General features: G+C 71.7%; 20 protein-coding genes, 1 tRNA gene and 1 pseudogene. 10 read left to right on the forward strand and 12 right to left on the reverse strand.

The genetic code is table 11. From position 1 onward, the window contains the following. From pgm to DEJ14_RS03600, 7 genes are all read right to left on the reverse strand, one after another. Positions 1-1620, reverse strand: a complete 1620-nt coding sequence (gene pgm / locus DEJ14_RS03570) for a phosphoglucomutase (alpha-D-glucose-1,6-bisphosphate-dependent) (RefSeq protein WP_111085515.1) — start codon at positions 1618-1620, stop codon at positions 1-3. 104 nt (positions 1621-1724) lie between these two features. Beyond that, positions 1725-1970 carry a hypothetical protein gene (locus DEJ14_RS03575; protein ID WP_111085514.1) on the reverse strand — a complete coding sequence of 82 codons (246 nt, stop codon included), beginning with the start codon at positions 1968-1970 and terminating at the stop codon, positions 1725-1727. A gap of 59 nt (positions 1971-2029) precedes the next feature. Continuing rightward, positions 2030-2692: a class I SAM-dependent methyltransferase gene (locus DEJ14_RS03580; RefSeq protein ID WP_111085513.1), complete on the reverse strand. Its 663-nt coding sequence runs from the start codon at positions 2690-2692 to the stop codon at positions 2030-2032. After that, positions 2689-3321, reverse strand: coding sequence for a TIGR04282 family arsenosugar biosynthesis glycosyltransferase (locus DEJ14_RS03585; protein ID WP_111085512.1), 633 nt, complete (start codon positions 3319-3321; stop codon positions 2689-2691). The genes DEJ14_RS03580 and DEJ14_RS03585 overlap by 4 nt, the downstream gene beginning before the upstream one ends. Continuing rightward, complete coding sequence (locus DEJ14_RS03590) at positions 3318-4103, reverse strand: glycosyltransferase family 2 protein (RefSeq protein ID WP_349775265.1); 786 nt, start codon at positions 4101-4103, stop codon at positions 3318-3320. Before DEJ14_RS03590 ends, DEJ14_RS03585 begins: the two co-directional genes overlap by 4 nt. 291 nt (positions 4104-4394) lie before the next feature. Beyond that, a complete protein-coding gene (locus DEJ14_RS03595; protein ID WP_111085511.1) occupies positions 4395-5465 on the reverse strand; it encodes an NAD-dependent epimerase/dehydratase family protein in 1071 nt (356 codons plus the stop codon). Next, the gene (locus tag DEJ14_RS03600; RefSeq protein ID WP_111085510.1) at positions 5462-6406 is read right to left on the reverse strand and encodes an MTAP family purine nucleoside phosphorylase; all 945 of its coding nucleotides are present in this window, start codon (positions 6404-6406) and stop codon (positions 5462-5464) included. The genes DEJ14_RS03595 and DEJ14_RS03600 overlap by 4 nt, the downstream gene beginning before the upstream one ends. A 105-nt stretch (positions 6407-6511) precedes the next feature. Here DEJ14_RS03600 and DEJ14_RS03605 point away from each other — a divergent pair, with 105 nt between their 5' ends. The 9 genes and pseudogenes from DEJ14_RS03605 (at position 6512) to DEJ14_RS03640 (ending at position 13026) form a co-directional block, all read left to right on the forward strand. Continuing rightward, positions 6512-7738 carry a molybdopterin molybdotransferase MoeA gene (locus DEJ14_RS03605; protein ID WP_111085509.1) on the forward strand — a complete coding sequence of 409 codons (1227 nt, stop codon included), beginning with the start codon at positions 6512-6514 and terminating at the stop codon, positions 7736-7738. After that, entirely contained in the window at positions 7735-8268 is a 534-nt protein-coding gene (gene moaC / locus DEJ14_RS03610) for a cyclic pyranopterin monophosphate synthase MoaC (RefSeq protein ID WP_502868795.1), read from the forward strand. The genes DEJ14_RS03605 and moaC overlap by 4 nt, the downstream gene beginning before the upstream one ends. Continuing rightward, positions 8265-8777, forward strand: a complete 513-nt coding sequence (locus DEJ14_RS03615; protein ID WP_111085508.1) for a molybdopterin-binding protein — start codon at positions 8265-8267, stop codon at positions 8775-8777. The genes moaC and DEJ14_RS03615 overlap by 4 nt, the downstream gene beginning before the upstream one ends. After that, positions 8774-9241: a molybdenum cofactor biosynthesis protein MoaE gene (locus DEJ14_RS03620; protein WP_111085507.1), complete on the forward strand. Its 468-nt coding sequence runs from the start codon at positions 8774-8776 to the stop codon at positions 9239-9241. Before DEJ14_RS03615 ends, DEJ14_RS03620 begins: the two co-directional genes overlap by 4 nt. A gap of 34 nt (positions 9242-9275) precedes the next feature. Further along, positions 9276-9899: a hypothetical protein gene (locus tag DEJ14_RS03625; protein ID WP_111085506.1), complete on the forward strand. Its 624-nt coding sequence runs from the start codon at positions 9276-9278 to the stop codon at positions 9897-9899. Between the two features lie 75 nt (positions 9900-9974). Continuing rightward, positions 9975-10373: a PLDc N-terminal domain-containing protein gene (locus DEJ14_RS03630; RefSeq protein ID WP_111085505.1), complete on the forward strand. Its 399-nt coding sequence runs from the start codon at positions 9975-9977 to the stop codon at positions 10371-10373. 2 nt (positions 10374-10375) lie between these two features. After that, positions 10376-11050 (forward strand): hypothetical protein, encoded by a 675-nt coding sequence (locus DEJ14_RS03635; protein WP_111085504.1) that lies wholly within the window; start codon positions 10376-10378, stop codon positions 11048-11050. A gap of 206 nt (positions 11051-11256) precedes the next feature. Next, positions 11257-11623, forward strand: a pseudogene (locus DEJ14_RS19480) (ATP-binding cassette domain-containing protein); the annotation flags it as partial. Between the two features lie 56 nt (positions 11624-11679). Continuing rightward, positions 11680-13026, forward strand: coding sequence for an ABC-F family ATP-binding cassette domain-containing protein (locus DEJ14_RS03640; RefSeq protein WP_502868840.1), 1347 nt, complete (start codon positions 11680-11682; stop codon positions 13024-13026). Positions 13027-13032: 6 nt separating this feature from the next. Here DEJ14_RS03640 and DEJ14_RS03645 read toward each other — a convergent pair whose 3' ends face one another. Together DEJ14_RS03645 and DEJ14_RS03650 are read right to left on the reverse strand one after the other, a co-directional pair. Then, positions 13033-13473, reverse strand: coding sequence for a VOC family protein (locus DEJ14_RS03645; protein WP_111085502.1), 441 nt, complete (start codon positions 13471-13473; stop codon positions 13033-13035). 38 nt (positions 13474-13511) lie between these two features. Then, positions 13512-14006, reverse strand: a complete 495-nt coding sequence (locus DEJ14_RS03650) for a MarR family winged helix-turn-helix transcriptional regulator (RefSeq protein WP_111085501.1) — start codon at positions 14004-14006, stop codon at positions 13512-13514. 79 nt (positions 14007-14085) lie between these two features. On the opposite strand from DEJ14_RS03650, the gene DEJ14_RS03655 reads away from it, so the two are divergent. Continuing rightward, a tRNA-Gln gene (locus DEJ14_RS03655) sits at positions 14086-14157 on the forward strand. A gap of 407 nt (positions 14158-14564) precedes the next feature. Here the strand turns inward: DEJ14_RS03655 and DEJ14_RS03660 are convergent. The 3 genes from DEJ14_RS03660 to DEJ14_RS03670 form a co-directional block, all read right to left on the reverse strand. After that, positions 14565-14750 (reverse strand): hypothetical protein, encoded by a 186-nt coding sequence (locus tag DEJ14_RS03660; RefSeq protein WP_146249760.1) that lies wholly within the window; start codon positions 14748-14750, stop codon positions 14565-14567. Between the two features lie 94 nt (positions 14751-14844). Continuing rightward, on the reverse strand, positions 14845-16167 hold the full coding sequence (locus tag DEJ14_RS03665; protein WP_111085499.1) for a cytochrome P450: 1323 nt from the start codon (positions 16165-16167) through the stop codon (positions 14845-14847). 48 nt (positions 16168-16215) lie between these two features. Continuing rightward, positions 16216-17715 carry an FAD-dependent oxidoreductase gene (locus tag DEJ14_RS03670; protein WP_111085498.1) on the reverse strand — a complete coding sequence of 500 codons (1500 nt, stop codon included), beginning with the start codon at positions 17713-17715 and terminating at the stop codon, positions 16216-16218. Positions 17716-17804 lie beyond the last annotated feature (89 nt).

Raw genomic sequence — 17804 nt, forward strand, 5'->3', positions numbered from 1 at the left:
CTAGGCGCCGAGCGCGGCGTCCACGATCTCCTTGGCCTCGCGCTGCACCTGCTCCAGGTGCTCCTGCCCGACGAAGCTCTCGGCGTAGATCTTGTAGACGTCCTCGGTGCCGGACGGCCGTGCGGCGAACCACGCCTTGTCCGTCACGACCTTGACGCCGCCGACGGCAGCGTCGTTGCCGGGGGCCTTCGACAGCTTGGCCGTGATCGGGTCGCCGGCCAGGGTCTCCGCCGTGATGGCCTCGCCGTCGAGCTTCGACAGGCGGGCCTTCTGCTCCTTCGTGGCGGCGGCGTCGACGCGCTGGTAGACCGGGTCACCGAAGCGCTCGGTCAGCTCGACGTACAGCTGCGAGGGGGTCTTGCCGGTGACGGCGACGATCTCGGACGCCAGGAGCGCCAGGATGATGCCGTCCTTGTCGGTGGTCCACGCCGTGCCGTCGGTGCGCAGGAACGACGCACCAGCGGACTCTTCGCCACCGAACGCCACGGAGCCGTCGATCAGGCCGGGCACGAACCACTTGAAGCCGACCGGGACCTCCCACAGACGGCGCCCGAGCGACTCTGCGACGCGGTCGATGATGCTCGACGACACCAGGGTCTTGCCGATGGCGGCGTCGTCGCGCCAGGCCGGACGGTGCGCGTAGAGGTACTCGATCGCGACGGCGAGGTAGTGGTTCGGGTTCATCAAGCCGCCGTCGGGCGTGACGATGCCGTGCCGGTCGGAGTCGGCGTCGTTGCCCGTCAGGACGTCGAACTCGTCCTTGTGCGCCAGGACCGAGGCCATGGCCGAGGGGCTCGACGGGTCCATCCGGATCTTGCCGTCCCAGTCGAGCGTCATGAACGACCAGGTCGGGTCGACGTCTGGGTTCACGACGGTCAGGTCGAGGCCGTAGTGGTCGCGGATGAGGTTCCAGTACGGCAGCGAGGCTCCACCGAGTGGGTCGGCGCCGATCTTCACGCCGGCACGCTTGATCGCGGCGATGTCGATGATGTTCTCGAGGTCGGCGACGTAGGTGTGCAGGAAGTCGTAGCGGTCAGGGGTGGCGTGCTCGGTGCGCTGCACCTCGGCGTTGCCGCCCTCGATGATCGCGTTCGCTCGGTTGGCGATCCAGCTCGTGGCGTCGCTGTCGGCGGGGCCGCCGTGCGGCGGGTTGTACTTGAAGCCGCCGTCGCGGGGCGGGTTGTGGCTCGGCGTGATGACGATGCCGTCCGCCGTGTCGGGGTTGCCGGCGCGGTTGTAGCGGATGATCGCGTGGCTGAGCGCGGGGGTCGGCACGTAGCCGTTGTCGCTGTCGGCCAGGACGTGCACGCCGTTGGCGGCCAGGACCTCGAGCGCGGTGCGCTCGGCCGGGCCGGACAGGGCGTGGGTGTCGCGCCCGATGAACAGCGGGCCGTCGGTGCCCTGCGACTGCCGGTACTCGACGATCGCCTGCGTGATCGCGGCGATGTGGGTGTCGTTGAAGGCGGAGTCGAGCGAGGAGCCGCGGTGGCCGGAGGTGCCGAACACGACCTGCTGCTCGGCGACGGAGACATCGGGCACACGGTCGTAGTAGGCGGCGACGAGCGCGTCGATGTCGACGAGGTCGTCTGCGGTCGCGGGGGTGCCGGCGCGGTCGTTCATGGGTCCATCCTGGCATCGCGCACCCGGACGCGTCCGGCCGGCGCACAGCCGGGGCCGCAGAGCGCGGCCGGAGCCGTGTCCGCCGACCGGGGCGACAGCGCGGCTCAGGCGGTGCGGAACGAGCCGGTCGCCGTGCGGAACGAGCCGGTGGCCGTGCGGGTGGAGGCGGTCCAGGTGCCGGGACGCGACCGCTGCACGTCGGTGAAGCGCCCGAGGCGCCCGGTGATCGGCGCGCCCGTGTAGGTGCCCACCGATTCGGTGGAGCGGGTGCCCGTGAAGGACGCGCGCTCGTCACGGTCGCGGAGTCCGGACACGAAGGTGCCGCCGAGCGGGAAGGTGCTGTTCGTCATGGGCTCGAGCGTACGTGACTGTCTTGCATGATGCAAAACAAGTGCACGAACGTGCGTGATCAGGCCATGAGCTCGCAGAAGCTCCGGCCCGCGACCGTCCAGCTCTGCCGCGCCACGAGGCTCGCGTCCGCCGCGTGCCGGTGCAGCGCGTCGAGTCCGACCTCGGCCCAGGGGAACCCGGCGCTCTCGTGGCCGTCGGCGTCCATCACTCGTGCGGTGTACACCCGGTCGGCCAGCGGGTCGGGGTTCGTCTCGACGATCACCCGGCCACCGGCGCGGACGATCTCGCCGCAGCGCTCGAGCAGGGCGGCGGGGTCGCCACCGATGCCGATGTTGCCGTCGATGACCAGGGCGGTGTCCCAGTGGCCCTCGTCGGGGACCGCGTCGAACACCGATCCCTGGATCGCGGTGCCACCGGACCGCTGGGCGATCGCCACGGCCTCGGCGGAGACGTCCACGCCGAGTGCGGGGATGCCGCGGTTGCGCGCGGCGACGAGCATCCGCCCGGGGCCGCAGCCGATGTCGATCACGGGGCCGTCGGCGTCGTCGAGCAGCGAGCGGTCGACCCGGTCGGCCGCGGCGCTCCACCGGCCGACGTCCATCGTCGTGACGACGTCGGGACGGTCCTGGTCGGTCAGCCGGAGCCGTCCGTCCGAGCGCAGTGCCCGGGCGTACGGCTCGCCGCCGCCGGCGCCGAAGGAGACAGGTGCGTGCATGGTCATCGGAGACTCCCCGCGGTCTCGGCACGGAGTGCCTGGGTGAAGCCGGAGTCCGGCGCGAGTTCGGCGACGCGTTCGGCGTCGGGCATGGTGTCGACGTCGAGCAGTTCGCCGAGGATCCCGACGTCGAGGCCGGCGTCGGTCAGGCGTGCGAGCTGGACGGCGCCGGTGTCGTCCTGCGACATCGGGACGCCGCGGAGCAGGTCGCCGGTCGGTGCCTGCACGTACAGCGACCAGAAGCCGCCGTCCTCGGCGGGGCCGAACCACGCGTCGCGCTGCGGCTGGTCGAACACCGGGGCGAGCGCGTCGGTGGACACCTGGGGGGTGTCCATCCCGACGAGCAGCAACGGGCCGTCGATCGCGTCGAACAGGAACCCGAGGCGCTCGTCCAGCCCGCCGCCCGGCTGGTGGAGGACGTCGAAGCCGTCGGCCGACTCCGGGACGACGTCGCCGTCGAAGAACAGCACGCGGCGCTCGGCGGGCAGGGCGCGGACGGTCGACAGGGTGTCGGCGAGGCTCGCGGACGCCACACGGGCGGCACCCTCGGGGGAGAGCGCCGGGGTCAGCCGGGTCTTCACCTTGCCGGGAAGGCACTCCTTCGCGACCACGGCCACGGTGATGCCGGCGGTCATGCGCGCGTCCCCTCGACCGAGGCGGTGACGGGTGCGGAGTCGGGCCGTGCCGCGGAACCGGCCGCGGCGGTGGAGCCGGCCACGTGCTGGGCGGACGCCGGTGCGACGACCCGGACACGGGCCTCCCGGCGGTACGCGCGCAGCAGGCGGGTCATGTCGCGGACCGCGTTGACCGTGCCGCGGAGCGTGCCGGTCACCTTGCTGTCGCCGATGCGCTGCGCGTAGCCGATGTCGGACTCGTCGACGCGCCAGCCGGCCGCGTGCGCGGCCAGGACCATCTCGAGCGGGTAGCCGCTGCGGCGGTCCTGCAGGTCCAGGGCGACGAGGTCCTCGCGGCGCATGACGCGCATCGGGCCGAGGTCGCGCAGGCGGTAGCCGGTCGCACGGTGCATGAGGACGGCGAGCACGCGGTTCGCGAACCGGGCGTGCGGCGCCCAGGCGCCCTTGCTCGTCGGGACACGTCGTCCGAGCGCCAGGTCGACGCGGCCGCTCGCGACGCGATCGACCAGTGGCGGCAGCTCGGCGGGGTCCATCGAGGCGTCGGCGTCGCAGAAGGCGACGAAGTCGGCGGTTGCGGCCGCGACGCCCGCGGCGCAGGCGGAGCCGAAGCCCTTCACCGGTTCCGTGACGACGAGGGCGCCGTGGGCGCGGGCGACGTCTGCGGAACCGTCGGTCGAGCCGTTGTCCACCACGATCGCGCGGTAGCCCTCCGGCAGGCGAGCGATCACCTTCGGCAGGGCATCGGCCTCGTCGAGGCACGGGAGGATGACGTCGACACTCATGTCCGTCATTCGGTGCCGGTCGTCAGATCGACGGGTCTGTCCTGTCATGCACTCGACGTAACACGACGACGCGCGCCGGGGTACAGGAAAGGTGTACCCGCTGGTCAGTCAGCGCGCTGTTTCCGGGCGGGGTCCCCAGAACGGGGGACAAGCGGACGGGAGGCCCGTGGCGGGCGTTCTGGTCGGGTCCGGACCGGCGCGTGGTCGCGCTGGGCGCGGTGCGCGCGCTTGGTGAGCAGGAATGGTCGGGTCGCGTCCGGTGACCCGACCATTCCTGCTCACGAAGTGGGGCTACTGGACGGCGCTCCGGAGGGGAGCGGTCGCGAATTCGCGCATGCCGGCCACGAAGTCGACCTCGGCGTGCCAGCCGAGCTCGGCGGCGATGCGGTCCGAGCTTGCCGTGACGTGGCGGACGTCGCCCAGGCGGTACTCGCCCGTGACGACCGGTTGGGGCCCGTCGGGTCCGGCGATCGCCGCGGCCATGTCGCCGATCGTGTGCACGACGCCGGACCCGACGTTGTACGCGTGGAACGAGTCGACGGGCAGGTCAGCGGTCGCGGCGATCGAGGCGGCGTTCGCGCCGGCGACGTCGTCGACGTGCACGAAGTCACGGCGCTGGGCGCCGTCCTCGAAGACGCGGGGAGCCTCGCCCCGGGCCAGCGCTGAGCGGAACAGTGACGCGACACCGGCATAGGGGGTGTTCGCGGGCATGCCGGGTCCGTAGACGTTGTGGTAACGGAGCGCGATCGCCCGGCCACCCGTCGCACGCGCCCAGCTCGAGGCCAGGTGCTCCTGCGCGACCTTCGTCTGCGCGTACACGTTGCGGGGGTCGAGCGCGGCGGACTCGTCGATCAGACCGGGCAGCAGGGGGTGACCGTCCGGGCCGATCGGGTCGAAGCGACCGGCGTCGAGGTCCTCGCGGCGGCGGGCCGGCGGCCGGACGGGTTCGCCGTCGGACGTCGTGTACGCGCCCTCGCCGTAGACGACCATCGAGCTCGCGACGACGAGTCGGCCGATGTCGTGCCGGTCCATGCCGGCGAGGACGTGGGCGGTGCCGGCGTCGTTCGACGAGACGTAGTCGGGGGCGTCCTGGAAGTCGACGCCGAGGCCGACCTTGGCGGCCTGGTGGCAGACGACGTCGACGCCGTCGAGCGCGGCGTCGAGCGAGACCCGGTCGCGGACGTCGCCGTGCACGAACTCGATGCCCTGCTGCTGGTGGGCCCGCACGACCTCGCCGGGGTCGCCGTGGACGTCGTCGCGGAGGGAGTCGAGGACGCGGACCTCGTGTCCGTCGGCCAGCGCGCGGCGGACGATCGCGGAGCCGATGAAGCCGGCGCCGCCGGTGACGAGCAGGCGGGTCATGCGGTGGGGTCCGTGGCGACGGTGGGGCCCGTGCTGGCGGCGGCGGGCTGGGTCTGCATGATGCTGGCGCTGGCGCTCGCCGGGACGAGTTCGCGCGGCGTGAAGTCGGCGGGGATCGCTCCGACGATCTCGCCGATGGCGCGGACGATCACCTCGTTGGCGCGGGCGAGACGCTCCATCACGAGGGCGTGGGTGACGGGTGCGCCGGCGTCGTCGGCCGCGTCCGCGGTGGCAACTGCGTCCGCCGTCGCCGCGTGGGCGGCCGCTGCGGCGGCTTCGTCCTCGGTCGGGGCCAGGCCGGCGTCGGCGTCGGTGACGAACGACAGGTTGACGGTCGCGATGCCGAGCTCGGCGGCGAGCGGGACCTCGGGCGTCATCGTCATGTTGATGGTGTGGCCACCGGCCTCGCGCAGCCAGACGGACTCGGCGCGCGTCGAGAACCGGGGGCCCTGGATGACGACGCACGTGCCGGTCGGACGGAACGGCACGTCGAGGGCAGCGATCGCGTCGACCGCGGCACGGCGCAGCGTCGGGTCGAACGGGTCGGCGAACGACAGGTGCTGGACGTCGTCCTCGAAGAACGTGTCCGCGCGGCCGAAGGTGCGGTCGATGAGCTGGTCGGTCACGACGAAGGTGCCCGGGGCGTAGTCGGGGTGCAGGCCACCGACGGCGCTCGAGGACACGATCGCCCGGACGCCCAGGGAGCGGAGCGCCCAGACGTTCGCGCGGTGGTTGATGCGGTGCGGGGCGACGGAGTGCTCACGACCGTGCCGGGTGAGGAACGCGACCCGACGGCCGGACATCGTGCCGATGCTGATCGGGCTCGACGTCGGGCCGAACGGTGTCGGCACGTCCAGCTCCTCGGCGGTCCCCTCCTCGAACAGCTGGTAGAGGCCGGAGCCCCCGATGACACCGATCGTCACGGCTTCGTCGTTCTCCACAGGTCCTCCGAAAGGTCGTCGGCGCGGTCTGCGCGCTGGATACGCTACTGACGCCGGCCCCGGACGAACCGGGAGCGGCGACACCATCCCTGTTCGGAGGCACCTGTGCGAACGATCGGTCAGCACCGCGACGACCTGGCGGCGCTGCTCGCGCCGGTCCTGGCGGGCCTCGGGGCTGCATCGTGGCGGATCGACGACCTGGCCGTCGACGGCCGTGCCGGTCACGGGCACCGCGTGCTCGCTGCGCCCGTCGCCGCTCCGGTCCCGTTGCCGCCCTTCGACAACAGCCAGATGGACGGCTTCGCGGTCCGGGTGGCCGATGCCGGGCAGGACGTCCGGGTCGTCGCGCCCATCCCCGCCGGGGTCGTCCCCGCACCGCTCGGCTCCGGCACCGCCGCACCGATCATGACGGGCGCGCGGATCCCGGACGGCGCCGATGCCGTCTTCCCGGTGGAGGCCACGTCGCCGGGGTCCTTCCCGGCCGCGCTCGACCTGGGGTACGTCACGGTGCCCGCCGACCTCGTGCCGGGCACCTTCGTGCGAGCGACCGGCAGTGACCTGGCCCTCGGTGCGTCCATCGCTCCGACCGGCGCGCCGATCACCCCCGCCCTGCTGGGCGCGCTCGCCTCCGCCGGGGTGTCCACCGTGCAGGTTCGTCGACCACTGCGGGTCCTCGTGGTCTCGACCGGGTCCGAGCTGCAGGGCGCCGACACCGACGCGGCGATGATCGGTGACGCGAACGGCATCGCGCTGCGGGCGGCGCTCGCCGAGGTCGGCGCGGAGTCCCGCACGGTCCGGGTCCCCGACGACGTCGACGCGTTCGTCACCGTGCTCGACGACGCCGTGGGGGAGTGGGCCGACCTCGTGCTCACCACCGGGGGGATCAGTGCGGGCGCGTACGAGGTCGTGCGGCAGGCACTCGAAGCCCGCGGGCTCGCCGTGACCCCGGTCGCGATGCAGCCCGGCGGGCCGCAGGCGTTCGGCAGTGTGGTGCTCGCCGGCCGGCCGGTACCCGTCGTGTCGTTCCCCGGCAACCCCGTCTCCGCGCTCGTCTCGTTCGAGGTCTTCCTCCGCCCGCTGCTCGCGCCCCTCGTCGGGCTGCCGGCCGACCGCCCCGTGCTGCACCTGCCCGCGGCCACGGCTGCGCGGTCACCGGGTGGCAAGCACCAGGTGCGGCGTGGCCGTGTGGACGACGGGGTCGTCCACTTCGTGGGCGGACCGAGTTCCCACCTGCTCGCGCACTACGCCGCCGCCACGCACCTCGTCCACGTCCCGGTGGGGGTCGACGCCGTCGAACCCGGTGACGTCCTGACCGTCTGGAGTCTCCGATGACCGAACCCGCCGCCACGTCCGATCAGTCGGGTCCGTCCGAGCAGGTCGATCCGTCCGACGCGGCCGAGCTGTCGCACGTGCGCGCCGACGGGTCCGCGCACATGGTCGACGTGTCCGCGAAGGACGTCACCGACCGCTCGGCGACCGCCACCGCCACACTCGTCACCCGGCCCGACGTCGTCGCGCGCATCCTCGACGGCTCCCTGCCGAAGGGCGAGGTCATCGGCACTGCCCGCATCGCTGCGATCATGGCCGTGAAGAAGACCTCCGACCTCATCCCGCTCTGCCACCCGCTCCCCATCGCCGGGGTGCAGGTCGACATCACCGGCGCCGACGACCGCGTGCTGATCGAGGTCTCGGTCCGCACCACCTCGCGCACCGGCGTCGAGATGGAAGCGCTGACCGGCGCGAGCGTCGCCGCGCTGACCGTGTACGACATGGTGAAGGCCGTCGACCGGGCGGCCTCGATCACGGACGTCCGTGTGCTCGAGAAGCACGGCGGTCGGTCCGGAGACTGGAGCAACCGATGACCTCGCAGCCGACCAGGGGCCGTGCCGCCGTCGTGGTGGTGTCCACGCAGGCTGCCGTCGATCCGGCACTCGACCGCACCGGGCCCGTCATCGCGGGGTGGCTGCGCGAGCGGGACTTCACCGTCGCCGAGCCCGTGATCGTCCCCGACGGCGGGGCCATCACCGAGACCGTGACCGCCGAACTGCTCGCCGGGGCCCGGATCGTCATCACGACCGGGGGCACCGGCGTCACCCCGACCGACCGGACGCCCGAGGCCGTCGCGCCCCTCATCGACCTGGAGCTGCCCGGTGTCCTCGAAGAGGTCCGTCGTCGCGGGCTCGCTGGGGCCGGGCCGACCGCACTGCTGAGCCGCGGCATCGCCGGAATCAGCACCGGCGGATCCCTGATCGTCACCCTTCCCGGGTCCCGCGGCGGGGTGGCGGACGGACTGGCCGTGCTCGACGGGCTGGTCGAGCACGTGCTCGCGCAGGTGCACGGCGAGGGCCATGCGCCGCGGAGTGCGTCATGACGGCGGCGCCGGCCCCGTCCCCGGCCCCGTCCCCGGCACCGGATGCGCGCGTCATCCTCGCCGACGTCGTCGACCGGGGGATCACCGTCGACGAGGTCTCCGCCGTCGTCGCCACCGACCAGGACGGCGCCGTCGTCACCTTCGCCGGCGTCGTCCGCGACCACGACGGCGGCAAGGGCGTCACCGCGCTCGACTACGAGCGACACCCCAGCGCCGGCGACGTCATCGCCGAGGTCGCCCGCACCGTCGCCGACGCGCACCCCGACGTCCGGATCGCCGTACTCCACCGCGTCGGGTCGCTCGGCATCGGGGACGTCGCGCTCGCCGCAGCGGTGGCGTCGTCGCACCGGGCGCAGGCGTTCGCAGCGTGCGGGGAGCTGGTCGACCTGGTGAAGGAGCGGGTGCCGATCTGGAAGCACCAGCGGTTCACCGACGGCACGGACGAGTGGGTCGCCGCCCTGTGACGGATGCTCAGGTCGAGCTGGTTGACTCAGATCGGTGACCGACGCACAGACGGCTGCCGACCGGCGGTGGGCCGACGCGGAGATCCGGGCGAAGGCGTACCTCGCGCAGCCGCGCGACCGTCGTGTCCTGCCCATCCGCGGGTTCGTACTGGCGGTGGCACTGGTGATCGCGCTGCTCGTGATCGTCGGCGTCGCGCTGCCCCCGGACTCCGACGCACGGCTGATGCTCTCGACCGTCGGACTCAGCATCGCGGTGCTCATCCTGGCGGTGGAGATCATCCGAGCGGTCCGGTTCCGGCGCCGTGCAGGACGCACCGTCGTCCGTGAGCAGGTCGTCGCGTCGCTGTTGCAGCGTGAGCAGCGTGCGGTCTCCCGTGCGGCGGTCGGCCAGGCGGACGCGCCGGCTGATCGACGGATCGTGGTCGACGCCGTCGCGACCGACCTCGCGAGCGGTGCCGCACTCCCGATGCAGGCCGGGTTGCTCGTCGTCTGGTCGTCGATCGCCGTCGCGGGGACGGCCTTCTGGCCGGTCTACCTGACCGGAAGTCTGTTCACGGTCGCCCAGTTCGTGTGGTCGGTGCGTCGCGCTGTGCTCGCGCGGCGCTGTCTCGCGGCTCGGCACTGCTCGGACGTTGACCCTGTACGGCCCCGCAGCTGACCGTGGCCGGATCGCAACACCGGCACGCGTTCGGGGCGTGGCGACAGCCCTCAGGTTTTCCATAGAATCGCGAACATGAGCGTTTTGCTGCCCGGGATCACCGTCATCCTGCTGGTCTTCGCCCTGATCGACATCCTGACGAAGAACGACGACCAGATCCGCGGACTGCCGAAGATCGCGTGGGTGATCCTCGTGATCCTGGTCCCCGTCGTCGGCAGCATCGTCTGGTTCGCCATCGGCCACGACTGGGCCCCGGGCGAGCGGAACCACGGCCGCTACATCGAACCCGCCCGTCACGAGGACCGGTACGCCACCCTCGGTGATGCCCGGAGCGCCCACGGCGCCAAGCGCGTCAGCGGCACGGAGCAGGAGCTCGCCGAGCTCGAGCGCGAGATCGAGTACTGGGAAGCGCAGGCTCGCCTGAAGCGCGCGAAGGAGGCCGCAGGCGAGGGCGACACCGCTCCCGCGAGCTGACCGTGTCCGTTCCGGCTGCGCACAACGCGACCCACGCCAGGGTCTCCGAGGAAACCTGGTCCCTCGTCGCCGACAACATCGCTGGACGACCGCGCCCGAAGGTGCGGGTGAACCGGCAGCGCTGGGCCGTGGTGGTCGTCGTCGGGGCCGGTCTCTGCCTGGTGCTCGGTTCCATCCTCGGTGGTGTCGCCGGTGCACAGATCGACGATCTGATGGGTGCGATGCGATCCGGATGGCCGTCGACCGTCGGATCGGTCCTGATCGTCGGGGCACTGGTCGCCTGGGTCATCGGGTTCGTGTGGTACTTCCGGCAGGGTGCACCGCGGGCGTGGTCGACGCCGACCAGCGGTGTGCCGCGACGCGAGCGGCAGTGGATCGACAGGATGATCCGGGATCGTGCGGCGTTCCCGGCTGATCACGTCGAGGAACTCCGGTCGATCGCGAGCAACCGTCTGCAGCAGTCGGCGTCCACCGTGGTGCTCGCACCGGGGTTCGTGCTGCTCTGGGCCGCGAACGTCTTCGACCACGAGTGGGCGCCGTCCTCGCTGCTCCAGATCGTCGCGTCGGTGTTCTTCGTCACGATCCTGGTCGTGACGCTGCGCTACCGGAGGCAGTGGCGAGCGTTCCTGCAGGAGACCGAGCCCCGCGCCGGAGCCGAGCCGGCCCCCGCGAGCTGACCCCGGGCCTCCAGGCCGACGCGCCCGCGCACCGTGCGACCAGCCGGACGACCCGAATCACCGCCCCGCACCGACCACCCCGCCACGCCGCCTACCCTTGACGCGTGGCACATCTCCTCGGCGCCGAGAACCTGCATCTCGAGTTTCCCACCAAGGTCGTCTTCGACAACGTCACCCTCGGCATCGACGAGGGGGACCGGATCGGCGTGGTCGGACGCAACGGCGACGGCAAGTCGACCCTGCTCGCGCTGCTGTCCCAGCGCCTCGAACCCGACGACGGCCGCGTCACGCACCGCCGCGGGCTGACCGTCGGCTACCTGGACCAGCGCGACATCCTGCCCGAGGGCGCGACCGTCGGCAGCACCGTCGTCGGCGACCTCGAAGAGCACGAGTGGGCCGGTGACCCGAAGATCCGCGACGTCATCGGCGGTCTGGTGTCGGACATCCCGTGGGACGTCAGCGTCGACGAGCTGTCTGGTGGCCAGCGCCGCCGCGTGGCGCTCGCGCGGCTGCTCGTCGGCGACTGGGATGTCCTGTTCCTCGACGAGCCCACGAACCACCTGGACGTCGAGGGCATCCAGTGGCTCGCCGAGCACATCAACCGCCGCTGGTCGTCGAACCAGGGCGGGATGGTGGTCGTGACGCACGACCGGTGGTTCCTCGACGCCGTGTCGACCGACACGTGGGAGGTCCACCACGGCGTCGTCGACCCGTTCGAGGGCGGCTACGCGGCGTACATCCTGCAGCGCGTCGAGCGCGACCGGCAGGCTGCGGCCAGTGAGCAGCGCCGCCAGAACCTGGCCCGCAAGGAGCTCGCGTGGCTGCGCCGCGGTGCACCGGCCCGGACGAGCAAGCCGAAGTTCCGCATCGACGCCGCGAACGCCCTGATCGACGACGTCCCGCCGATCCGCGACACGGTCGCGCTGGCGAAGACGGCGACCGCCCGCCTCGGCAAGGACGTCGTCGACCTGCTCGACGTCAGCGTCTCGTTCGACGGCACCCAGATCCTCGACCGCATCGAGTGGCGCATCGCACCGGGGGAGCGGACCGGCATCCTCGGCCCGAACGGCGCCGGCAAGTCGACCCTCCTCAACCTCGTCTCGGGCACGCTCGCGCCGACGAGCGGCCGCGTGAAGACCGGCAAGACCGTGCAGGTCGCGATCCTCGACCAGCAGCTCGCCGACCTGGCCCAGTTCGCGAACGACCGCGTGCGCGAGGTCGTCGCCCGCAAGAAGACGAGCTACGTCGCGGACGGCAAGGAGATGACGCCGGCGCAGCTGCTGGAGCGCCTCGGCTTCACGGCCGAGCAGCTCTCCACCCCGGTCAAGGACCTGTCCGGTGGCCAGAAGCGCCGCCTGCAGCTCATGCTCATCCTGCTCGACGAGCCGAACGTGCTGATCCTCGACGAGCCCACCAACGACCTCGACACCGACATGCTCGCCGCCATGGAGGACCTGCTCGACACCTGGCCGGGCACCCTCCTGGTCGTCTCCCACGACCGGTACCTGCTCGAGCGCGTCACCGACCAGCAGTACGCCGTGCTCGGCGGGCACCTGCGGCACCTGCCCGGCGGCGTCGACGAGTACATGCGGCTCCGTGCGGCCGGCACCGGTGGCGGGACCGCTTCTGCGGTTGCCGCCGCGTCTGCCGGGAGGCCCGACACCGCTGGCGGGACCGCCTCGGCCGGTGCCGTGGCCGGGTCCAGTGCGTCGGCCGGTTCCGGAGCGTCGGCTGCGGCCGCCTCGGGCCTGTCGGGCGCGGAGCGTCGGACGGCCGAGAAGGAGATGTCGGCGCTGGATCGCAAGATCGCTCGCGTCGGTGGGGAGCGGAAGAAGCTGCTCGACGACTTCGCCACCCACGACCAGTCGGACTACGCCGGGCTCGGGGAGCTGCAGGCGAAGCTCGCGGCGCACGAGGCCGAGATCGAGCAGCTCGAGGAGCGCTGGCTCGAGGTCGCGGAGATGCTCGGGGTCTGAGCGGGTCTACTCCGCTGGCTTCGCGTCCTCGGGGGCCCCGCCGCCGGGGTTCGCGACGACCTCCCACAGGTGCCCGTCGGGGTCCTGGAAGAAGCCGGACCACATGCCCCACGGGCGTGTGTACGGCGGGGCGAGCATCGTGGCGCCGGCGATCCGGGCCCGGTCGAGAAACGCTTCGGCGTCGGCCTGAGTGTCGACGAAGTGCCCGATCGTCGCCGCGGGGCCGTCGGCGAGGGCGACACCGGAGTCCTTCGCCATGTCGTCCCGCCCGTAGACGCTGACGATCAGATCGTCGTCCAGGGTGAACATCGCCGTGGTGCCGCCCGTTTCGGTCTCGGTTGGCGCGTACTCGGTGCCGATGACGCCGCTGCCCTCGATCCCGAGCAGGGCGCGGTAGAAGTCCGCCGATCGCGCGACGTCGGCGACGGCCAGGGTGATCGCGTGCATGGGCCGGAGGCTACCCCGGGTCTCGTCGGCCGGCCGGCTCAGTCGCCGAGGCCCAGGATGAGTCGTCGGAGCAGCCCGGCCAGCTGGTCCTGCTCGGCGTCGGACACCCCGGACAGGATGTCCCGCTCCGCCGTCAGCAGGTCCGCGATGGCGGCGTCGACCGCGACCCGGCCCTTGGTCGTCAACGCCACGAGGATGCCGCGACCGTCCTTCGGGTCCGTCCGACGCCCCACGAGCCCGCGCGCCGTCAGCCGGTCGACCCGGTTCGTCATGGTGCCGCTCGACACCAGGGTCTGCTGCAGCAGGGTCTTCGGGCTCAGCTCGTACGGCTCACCCGCACGCCGCAAGGCGGACAGCACGTCGAACTCCCACGGCTCCATGTCACCGGCGTCGAACGCTGCTCGCCGGGCGCGGTCCAGGTGCCGCGCGAGCCGGTCGACACGGGACAGCACCTCGAGCGGCCCGAAGTCGAGATCGGCGCGCTCACGACCCCACGCCGCGACGATCCGGTCGACCTCGTCCTGGTGCGGCATCCCTCCATCTTGGCCGAAGCTGGGGCGGACGGCCAGCCTCGTCGGTCATGGGAGGATGGACGAGCACCCACGGGTGCGTTCCGCCTTGGTGTAATGGCAGCACGACGGCCTTTGGTGCCGTTAGGTCCGGGTTCGAATCCTGGAGGCGGAGCTGCCTGCGTCTGGTTCGGTGATGTGACTTTCCGGCTTCGCGGCATCGCATGTCGCGGTCGGAAGCACGTGGCACGACTTCTCCCACATCAGGTTTCGGTCGCGGATGCGCACCAGTTGCGGGACTTCGTCGCCGGCTCGGAGCAACGGTGGCTCACACAGCTCGCTCATTGGCTCGTGGCAACCGAAGGACCGATCAAAGCCCTCGACTGCACGGTCGATTCGCTGGTGCCGCTCTCGGCATGGTACGTGGCGTGGCACCGCGGCGGCCTCCCCGGCGTGCCCGACTGACGCACCCTCTGAGCGCATGACGACGACGCGACCAGTGGCGCTCCCCACCACGGGGTGGCGCGTGCGACGCGGCAGTTCGCTGGCCGTCCCCGGATGGATGCGACGCCAGGTGCCGTGTCAGGAGCCGTGCCCGCCGTGACCACCGGCATCCGGCGGCGTCAGCTGGCCACCTTGCATCGTCGACGCGGCCCCGTCCGGGACACCGCGGCCGTGCTTGCTCGTGAACCACCCGAAGAAGTGACCCACCCAGGCGATGATCGCGACGGCGACGCTCGCGATGACGAACCACAGCTCCGAGGACATGACCGCACGGTACCGGACCCACGACTGCTCCACAACGGAGTCGGAACCCGCTCACGACAGATGGGCTCAGTCGGGTCGGTCACGGGACCTCGCATCACTTCGTCGCCGGCGATGTCGGTGGTTCGCGTCGATCGCGTCCGACCGCGGGGCGTACGCCGTCGAAGGTGATGCGCAGCTCGCTCGGTCCGCGGAGGAGTGCGTTGCGGCGGTAGGGCGGCGGATCGATGACCAGTTGCGGGTTGATGAGGCGCTCGAAGAGGCCGGCGAGAGCGATCTGGGTCTCCAGTCGTGCCAGCGGCGCCCCGAAGCATGCGTGGATGCCGGCGCCGAAGCTGAGGTGGTCGTTGCCAGCACGGTGCGGGTCGAACTGGTCCGGGTCGACGAAGTGGCGAGGGTCGCGGTTGGCGGCCGCCCATGCGATCCAGACCGGTGAACCGGCGGGGATGGTGACGCCGGCAACGGTGACGTCGGCGAGGGCGATGTACTTCGGTGTCACCTGGGCGGGCGGTTCGACGCGGATGAGCTCTTCGAACACCTGCGCGATCGTGTGCGGGTGGTCGCGGATGAGGTCGATGGTCTCGGGATGGCGCAGCAGGGTGAGTGTGCCGTTCGCGATCATGTTGACGGTGGTCTCGTGCCCGCCGATGAGCAGCATGATGGACGTGTTCAGGACCTCGGCGCGCGACATCAGCCCGTCGGGGCCGTGGTCGTTGACGAGACCGGACAGCAGGTCACCGTGCGGCGTGCCCTTCCGGGCGTCGGCGAGGTCGCCGAGGTAGGCCGCCATCTCGCGGGATGCGTCGTCGGCCTCGCCGCGCTTGAGCGCGGAGTCTGCGTCGTCGACCGCTTCCGGGGGCGCGATGATGGCTTGGCTCCACTCGTGGAAGCGGGGCTCGTCCTCCGCGGGGACGCCGAGCACGTCGCAGATCATCGCGACGGGGAGCGGGTACGCGAAGGCTTCGACGACGTCGATCTCCGTGCGGCCGGCGAACCCGTCGATGAGGTCATGGGTGATGGCGTCGATGTCCTGGCGGAGCCCGTCGATGTAGTCGGCGGCGTGCGGCGGTCCGAAGTGGCGCATCGTCTGCCGGCGGAGCCGGTCGTGGACCGGCGGATCCGTCATCACGAACGCGGACGTCAGCCCGGGCTCACCGGCGTCGGTGCCCTCCTTGCGGTGCGCGGCCATCGGGTCGGAGCTGATGCGGGGGTCGTGGACGAGCTGCAGGATCTCGTCGTACCCGGTGATGAGGAAGGCGCCGTTGTCGAGCTGCTGCACCGGCTGTGTGCGGAGCTGCTCGTAGTGGGGGTTGGGGTCGGGTCGGCTGTCCTGCTCGAGCAACGTCTCCCAGGTCGCCGACGCGGTCGCTGTCGTCGGTGCGGCGTCGGTGGTCGGTGTGGTCTGCGGGGTGTCGGTCATTGTGTTCTGCTCCTGGTGGGGTCGATCGGTGGCGGGCGATGCCGAGCGCTACCGCGCCGCTGACAGCCTGGTGTCGGCGGCGGGATCGACCGTCGGGTCTTCGAGGGGGAAGGCTGCTCCGGATTCGATCTGCGCCCGGTAGTACGGCAACCACTTCGACTGGTTCACGGCGACCGCGGCGACCAGACGTCCGTCACGGCCGAACGTGACCACAGCGGATCGCTCTTCGAGGGATCCTTGTGTGACCTGTGCGGTGTCGGCGATCGCCGGCTCTCCCGCCGCTTTGAGCACCTGCCCGAACTGCGTCGTCCAGAACACCGGCACGTCCCGATGGGGTGTGTCCGTACCGTGCACCATGTTCCGCGCTGCGGTCTCGGCCTGTCCGACGGCGGCGCCCCAGTGTTCACTCGTCCACACGCCGGGCCCGGCAAGGGGGTTCGGGTGCCGGGCGATGTCCCCGGCGACGAACACGTCGAGCAGGGGCTGCCCGTCGGTGCCGAGGGCGTGCTGGGCAGCGTCGCAGAGCACACCCCCGTCGTCACTCGCGACGCCGGATCCGGCGAGCCATTCGTTGTTCGGGACGGCGCCGATCGCGACGACGGCCACATCGACGTCGATCGTTGAGCCGTCGGTGAGCTGCGCTGCGGTGAGCCGTCCCTCGTCGTCACCGAGCACGGCGGTGACGCCGGTGCCGGTCCGGAGATCGACGTCGTGCTCGCGGTGGAGCGCACGCATCATCTCGCCGACGGCCGTCCCGAAGAGTTTCGCCATGGGTGCCGGCCCACGGTCGACGACGGTGACGGGGATGCCGAGGCTGCTGCAGGAGGAGGCGATCTCACCGCCGGTGAAGCCGCCGCCGATCACCAGCACCCTCGTGGTGCGGTCCGTCAGTCGTTCGCGGATCGCGGCCGCGTCATCGGCGGTGCGGAGCACGAAGACACCGTCCAGCGCTGCTTCGGCGGTGACGGGCCAGGGGCGGGAACGACGGCCGGTGGCGATCAGCAGGCGGTCGTAGTCGACTCGCGCACCGTTCTGCAGGAGTACCTGCCTGGCTCCGGTGGCGAGGGACGTGGCAGTGTTACCGAGCCGCCAGTCGACATCGAGGTCCGCGGCGTGCGGCAACCGTGTCGAGGTGGTGCCGGCAACGCCCGTGAGCACCTGTTTCGACAGCGGCGGACGGTCGTAGGGCAGGTGCGGCTCGTCACCGAGCACGGTGATCGTGCCGGTGAACCCGGAGGTGCGGAGCGTCTCGGCTGCAGTCAGACCAGCCAGCGACGCACCGACGATGACGACTCGTCCGTCCGCGGTGAGCGGAGCGTGCACCGGTTCAGCGGTGTCGGCTGCTCGTACCGGCAGACGTGCGCCCCCGACACGGATCGCCTGGACGGGGCACGCGGCTGCGGACTGCAGCACCCGGAACCGTTCGGCGTCGGAGGGATTGGGGTTGTAGGCGAGTGCTTCCTCGCCCTCGAACCGGAACACCCCCGGCGCGAGGAAGCAGCACTGCGCATAGCTCTGGCATTTCGTCATGTCGACCGCGATCTCCACGAAGACCTCCCGGGCTCTCGTTGTGGGACGTCTCCATCGTCCGCGGCGCACCACTTGGTGTCGTCCGCGGTCGCGGTAGTCCGATCACT

Origin of the sequence: Curtobacterium sp. MCJR17_020 (genome assembly GCF_003234365.2) — a bacterium.
In the GTDB taxonomy this organism is placed as follows: domain Bacteria; phylum Actinomycetota; class Actinomycetes; order Actinomycetales; family Microbacteriaceae; genus Curtobacterium.

What these genes read in the sequence shown, in the direction of transcription:
- pgm (WP_111085515.1), bottom strand. Translation starts at nt 1,620, where the DNA reads ATGAACGACCGCGCCGGCACCCCCGCGACCGCAGACGACCTCGTCGAC.
- DEJ14_RS03575 (WP_111085514.1), bottom strand. Translation starts at nt 1,970, where the DNA reads ATGACGAACAGCACCTTCCCGCTCGGCGGCACCTTCGTGTCCGGACTC.
- DEJ14_RS03580 (WP_111085513.1), bottom strand. Translation starts at nt 2,692, where the DNA reads ATGACCATGCACGCACCTGTCTCCTTCGGCGCCGGCGGCGGCGAGCCG.
- DEJ14_RS03585 (WP_111085512.1), bottom strand. Translation starts at nt 3,321, where the DNA reads ATGACCGCCGGCATCACCGTGGCCGTGGTCGCGAAGGAGTGCCTTCCC.
- DEJ14_RS03590 (WP_349775265.1), bottom strand. Translation starts at nt 4,103, where the DNA reads ATGAGTGTCGACGTCATCCTCCCGTGCCTCGACGAGGCCGATGCCCTG.
- DEJ14_RS03595 (WP_111085511.1), bottom strand. Translation starts at nt 5,465, where the DNA reads ATGACCCGCCTGCTCGTCACCGGCGGCGCCGGCTTCATCGGCTCCGCG.
- moaC (WP_502868795.1), top strand. Translation starts at nt 7,735, where the DNA reads ATGACCGAACCCGCCGCCACGTCCGATCAGTCGGGTCCGTCCGAGCAG.
- DEJ14_RS03615 (WP_111085508.1), top strand. Translation starts at nt 8,265, where the DNA reads ATGACCTCGCAGCCGACCAGGGGCCGTGCCGCCGTCGTGGTGGTGTCC.
- DEJ14_RS03620 (WP_111085507.1), top strand. Translation starts at nt 8,774, where the DNA reads ATGACGGCGGCGCCGGCCCCGTCCCCGGCCCCGTCCCCGGCACCGGAT.
- DEJ14_RS03630 (WP_111085505.1), top strand. Translation starts at nt 9,975, where the DNA reads ATGAGCGTTTTGCTGCCCGGGATCACCGTCATCCTGCTGGTCTTCGCC.
- DEJ14_RS03640 (WP_502868840.1), top strand. Translation starts at nt 11,680, where the DNA reads ATGGTGGTCGTGACGCACGACCGGTGGTTCCTCGACGCCGTGTCGACC.
- DEJ14_RS03645 (WP_111085502.1), bottom strand. Translation starts at nt 13,473, where the DNA reads ATGCACGCGATCACCCTGGCCGTCGCCGACGTCGCGCGATCGGCGGAC.
- DEJ14_RS03650 (WP_111085501.1), bottom strand. Translation starts at nt 14,006, where the DNA reads ATGCCGCACCAGGACGAGGTCGACCGGATCGTCGCGGCGTGGGGTCGT.
- DEJ14_RS03660 (WP_146249760.1), bottom strand. Translation starts at nt 14,750, where the DNA reads ATGTCCTCGGAGCTGTGGTTCGTCATCGCGAGCGTCGCCGTCGCGATC.
- DEJ14_RS03665 (WP_111085499.1), bottom strand. Translation starts at nt 16,167, where the DNA reads ATGACCGACACCCCGCAGACCACACCGACCACCGACGCCGCACCGACG.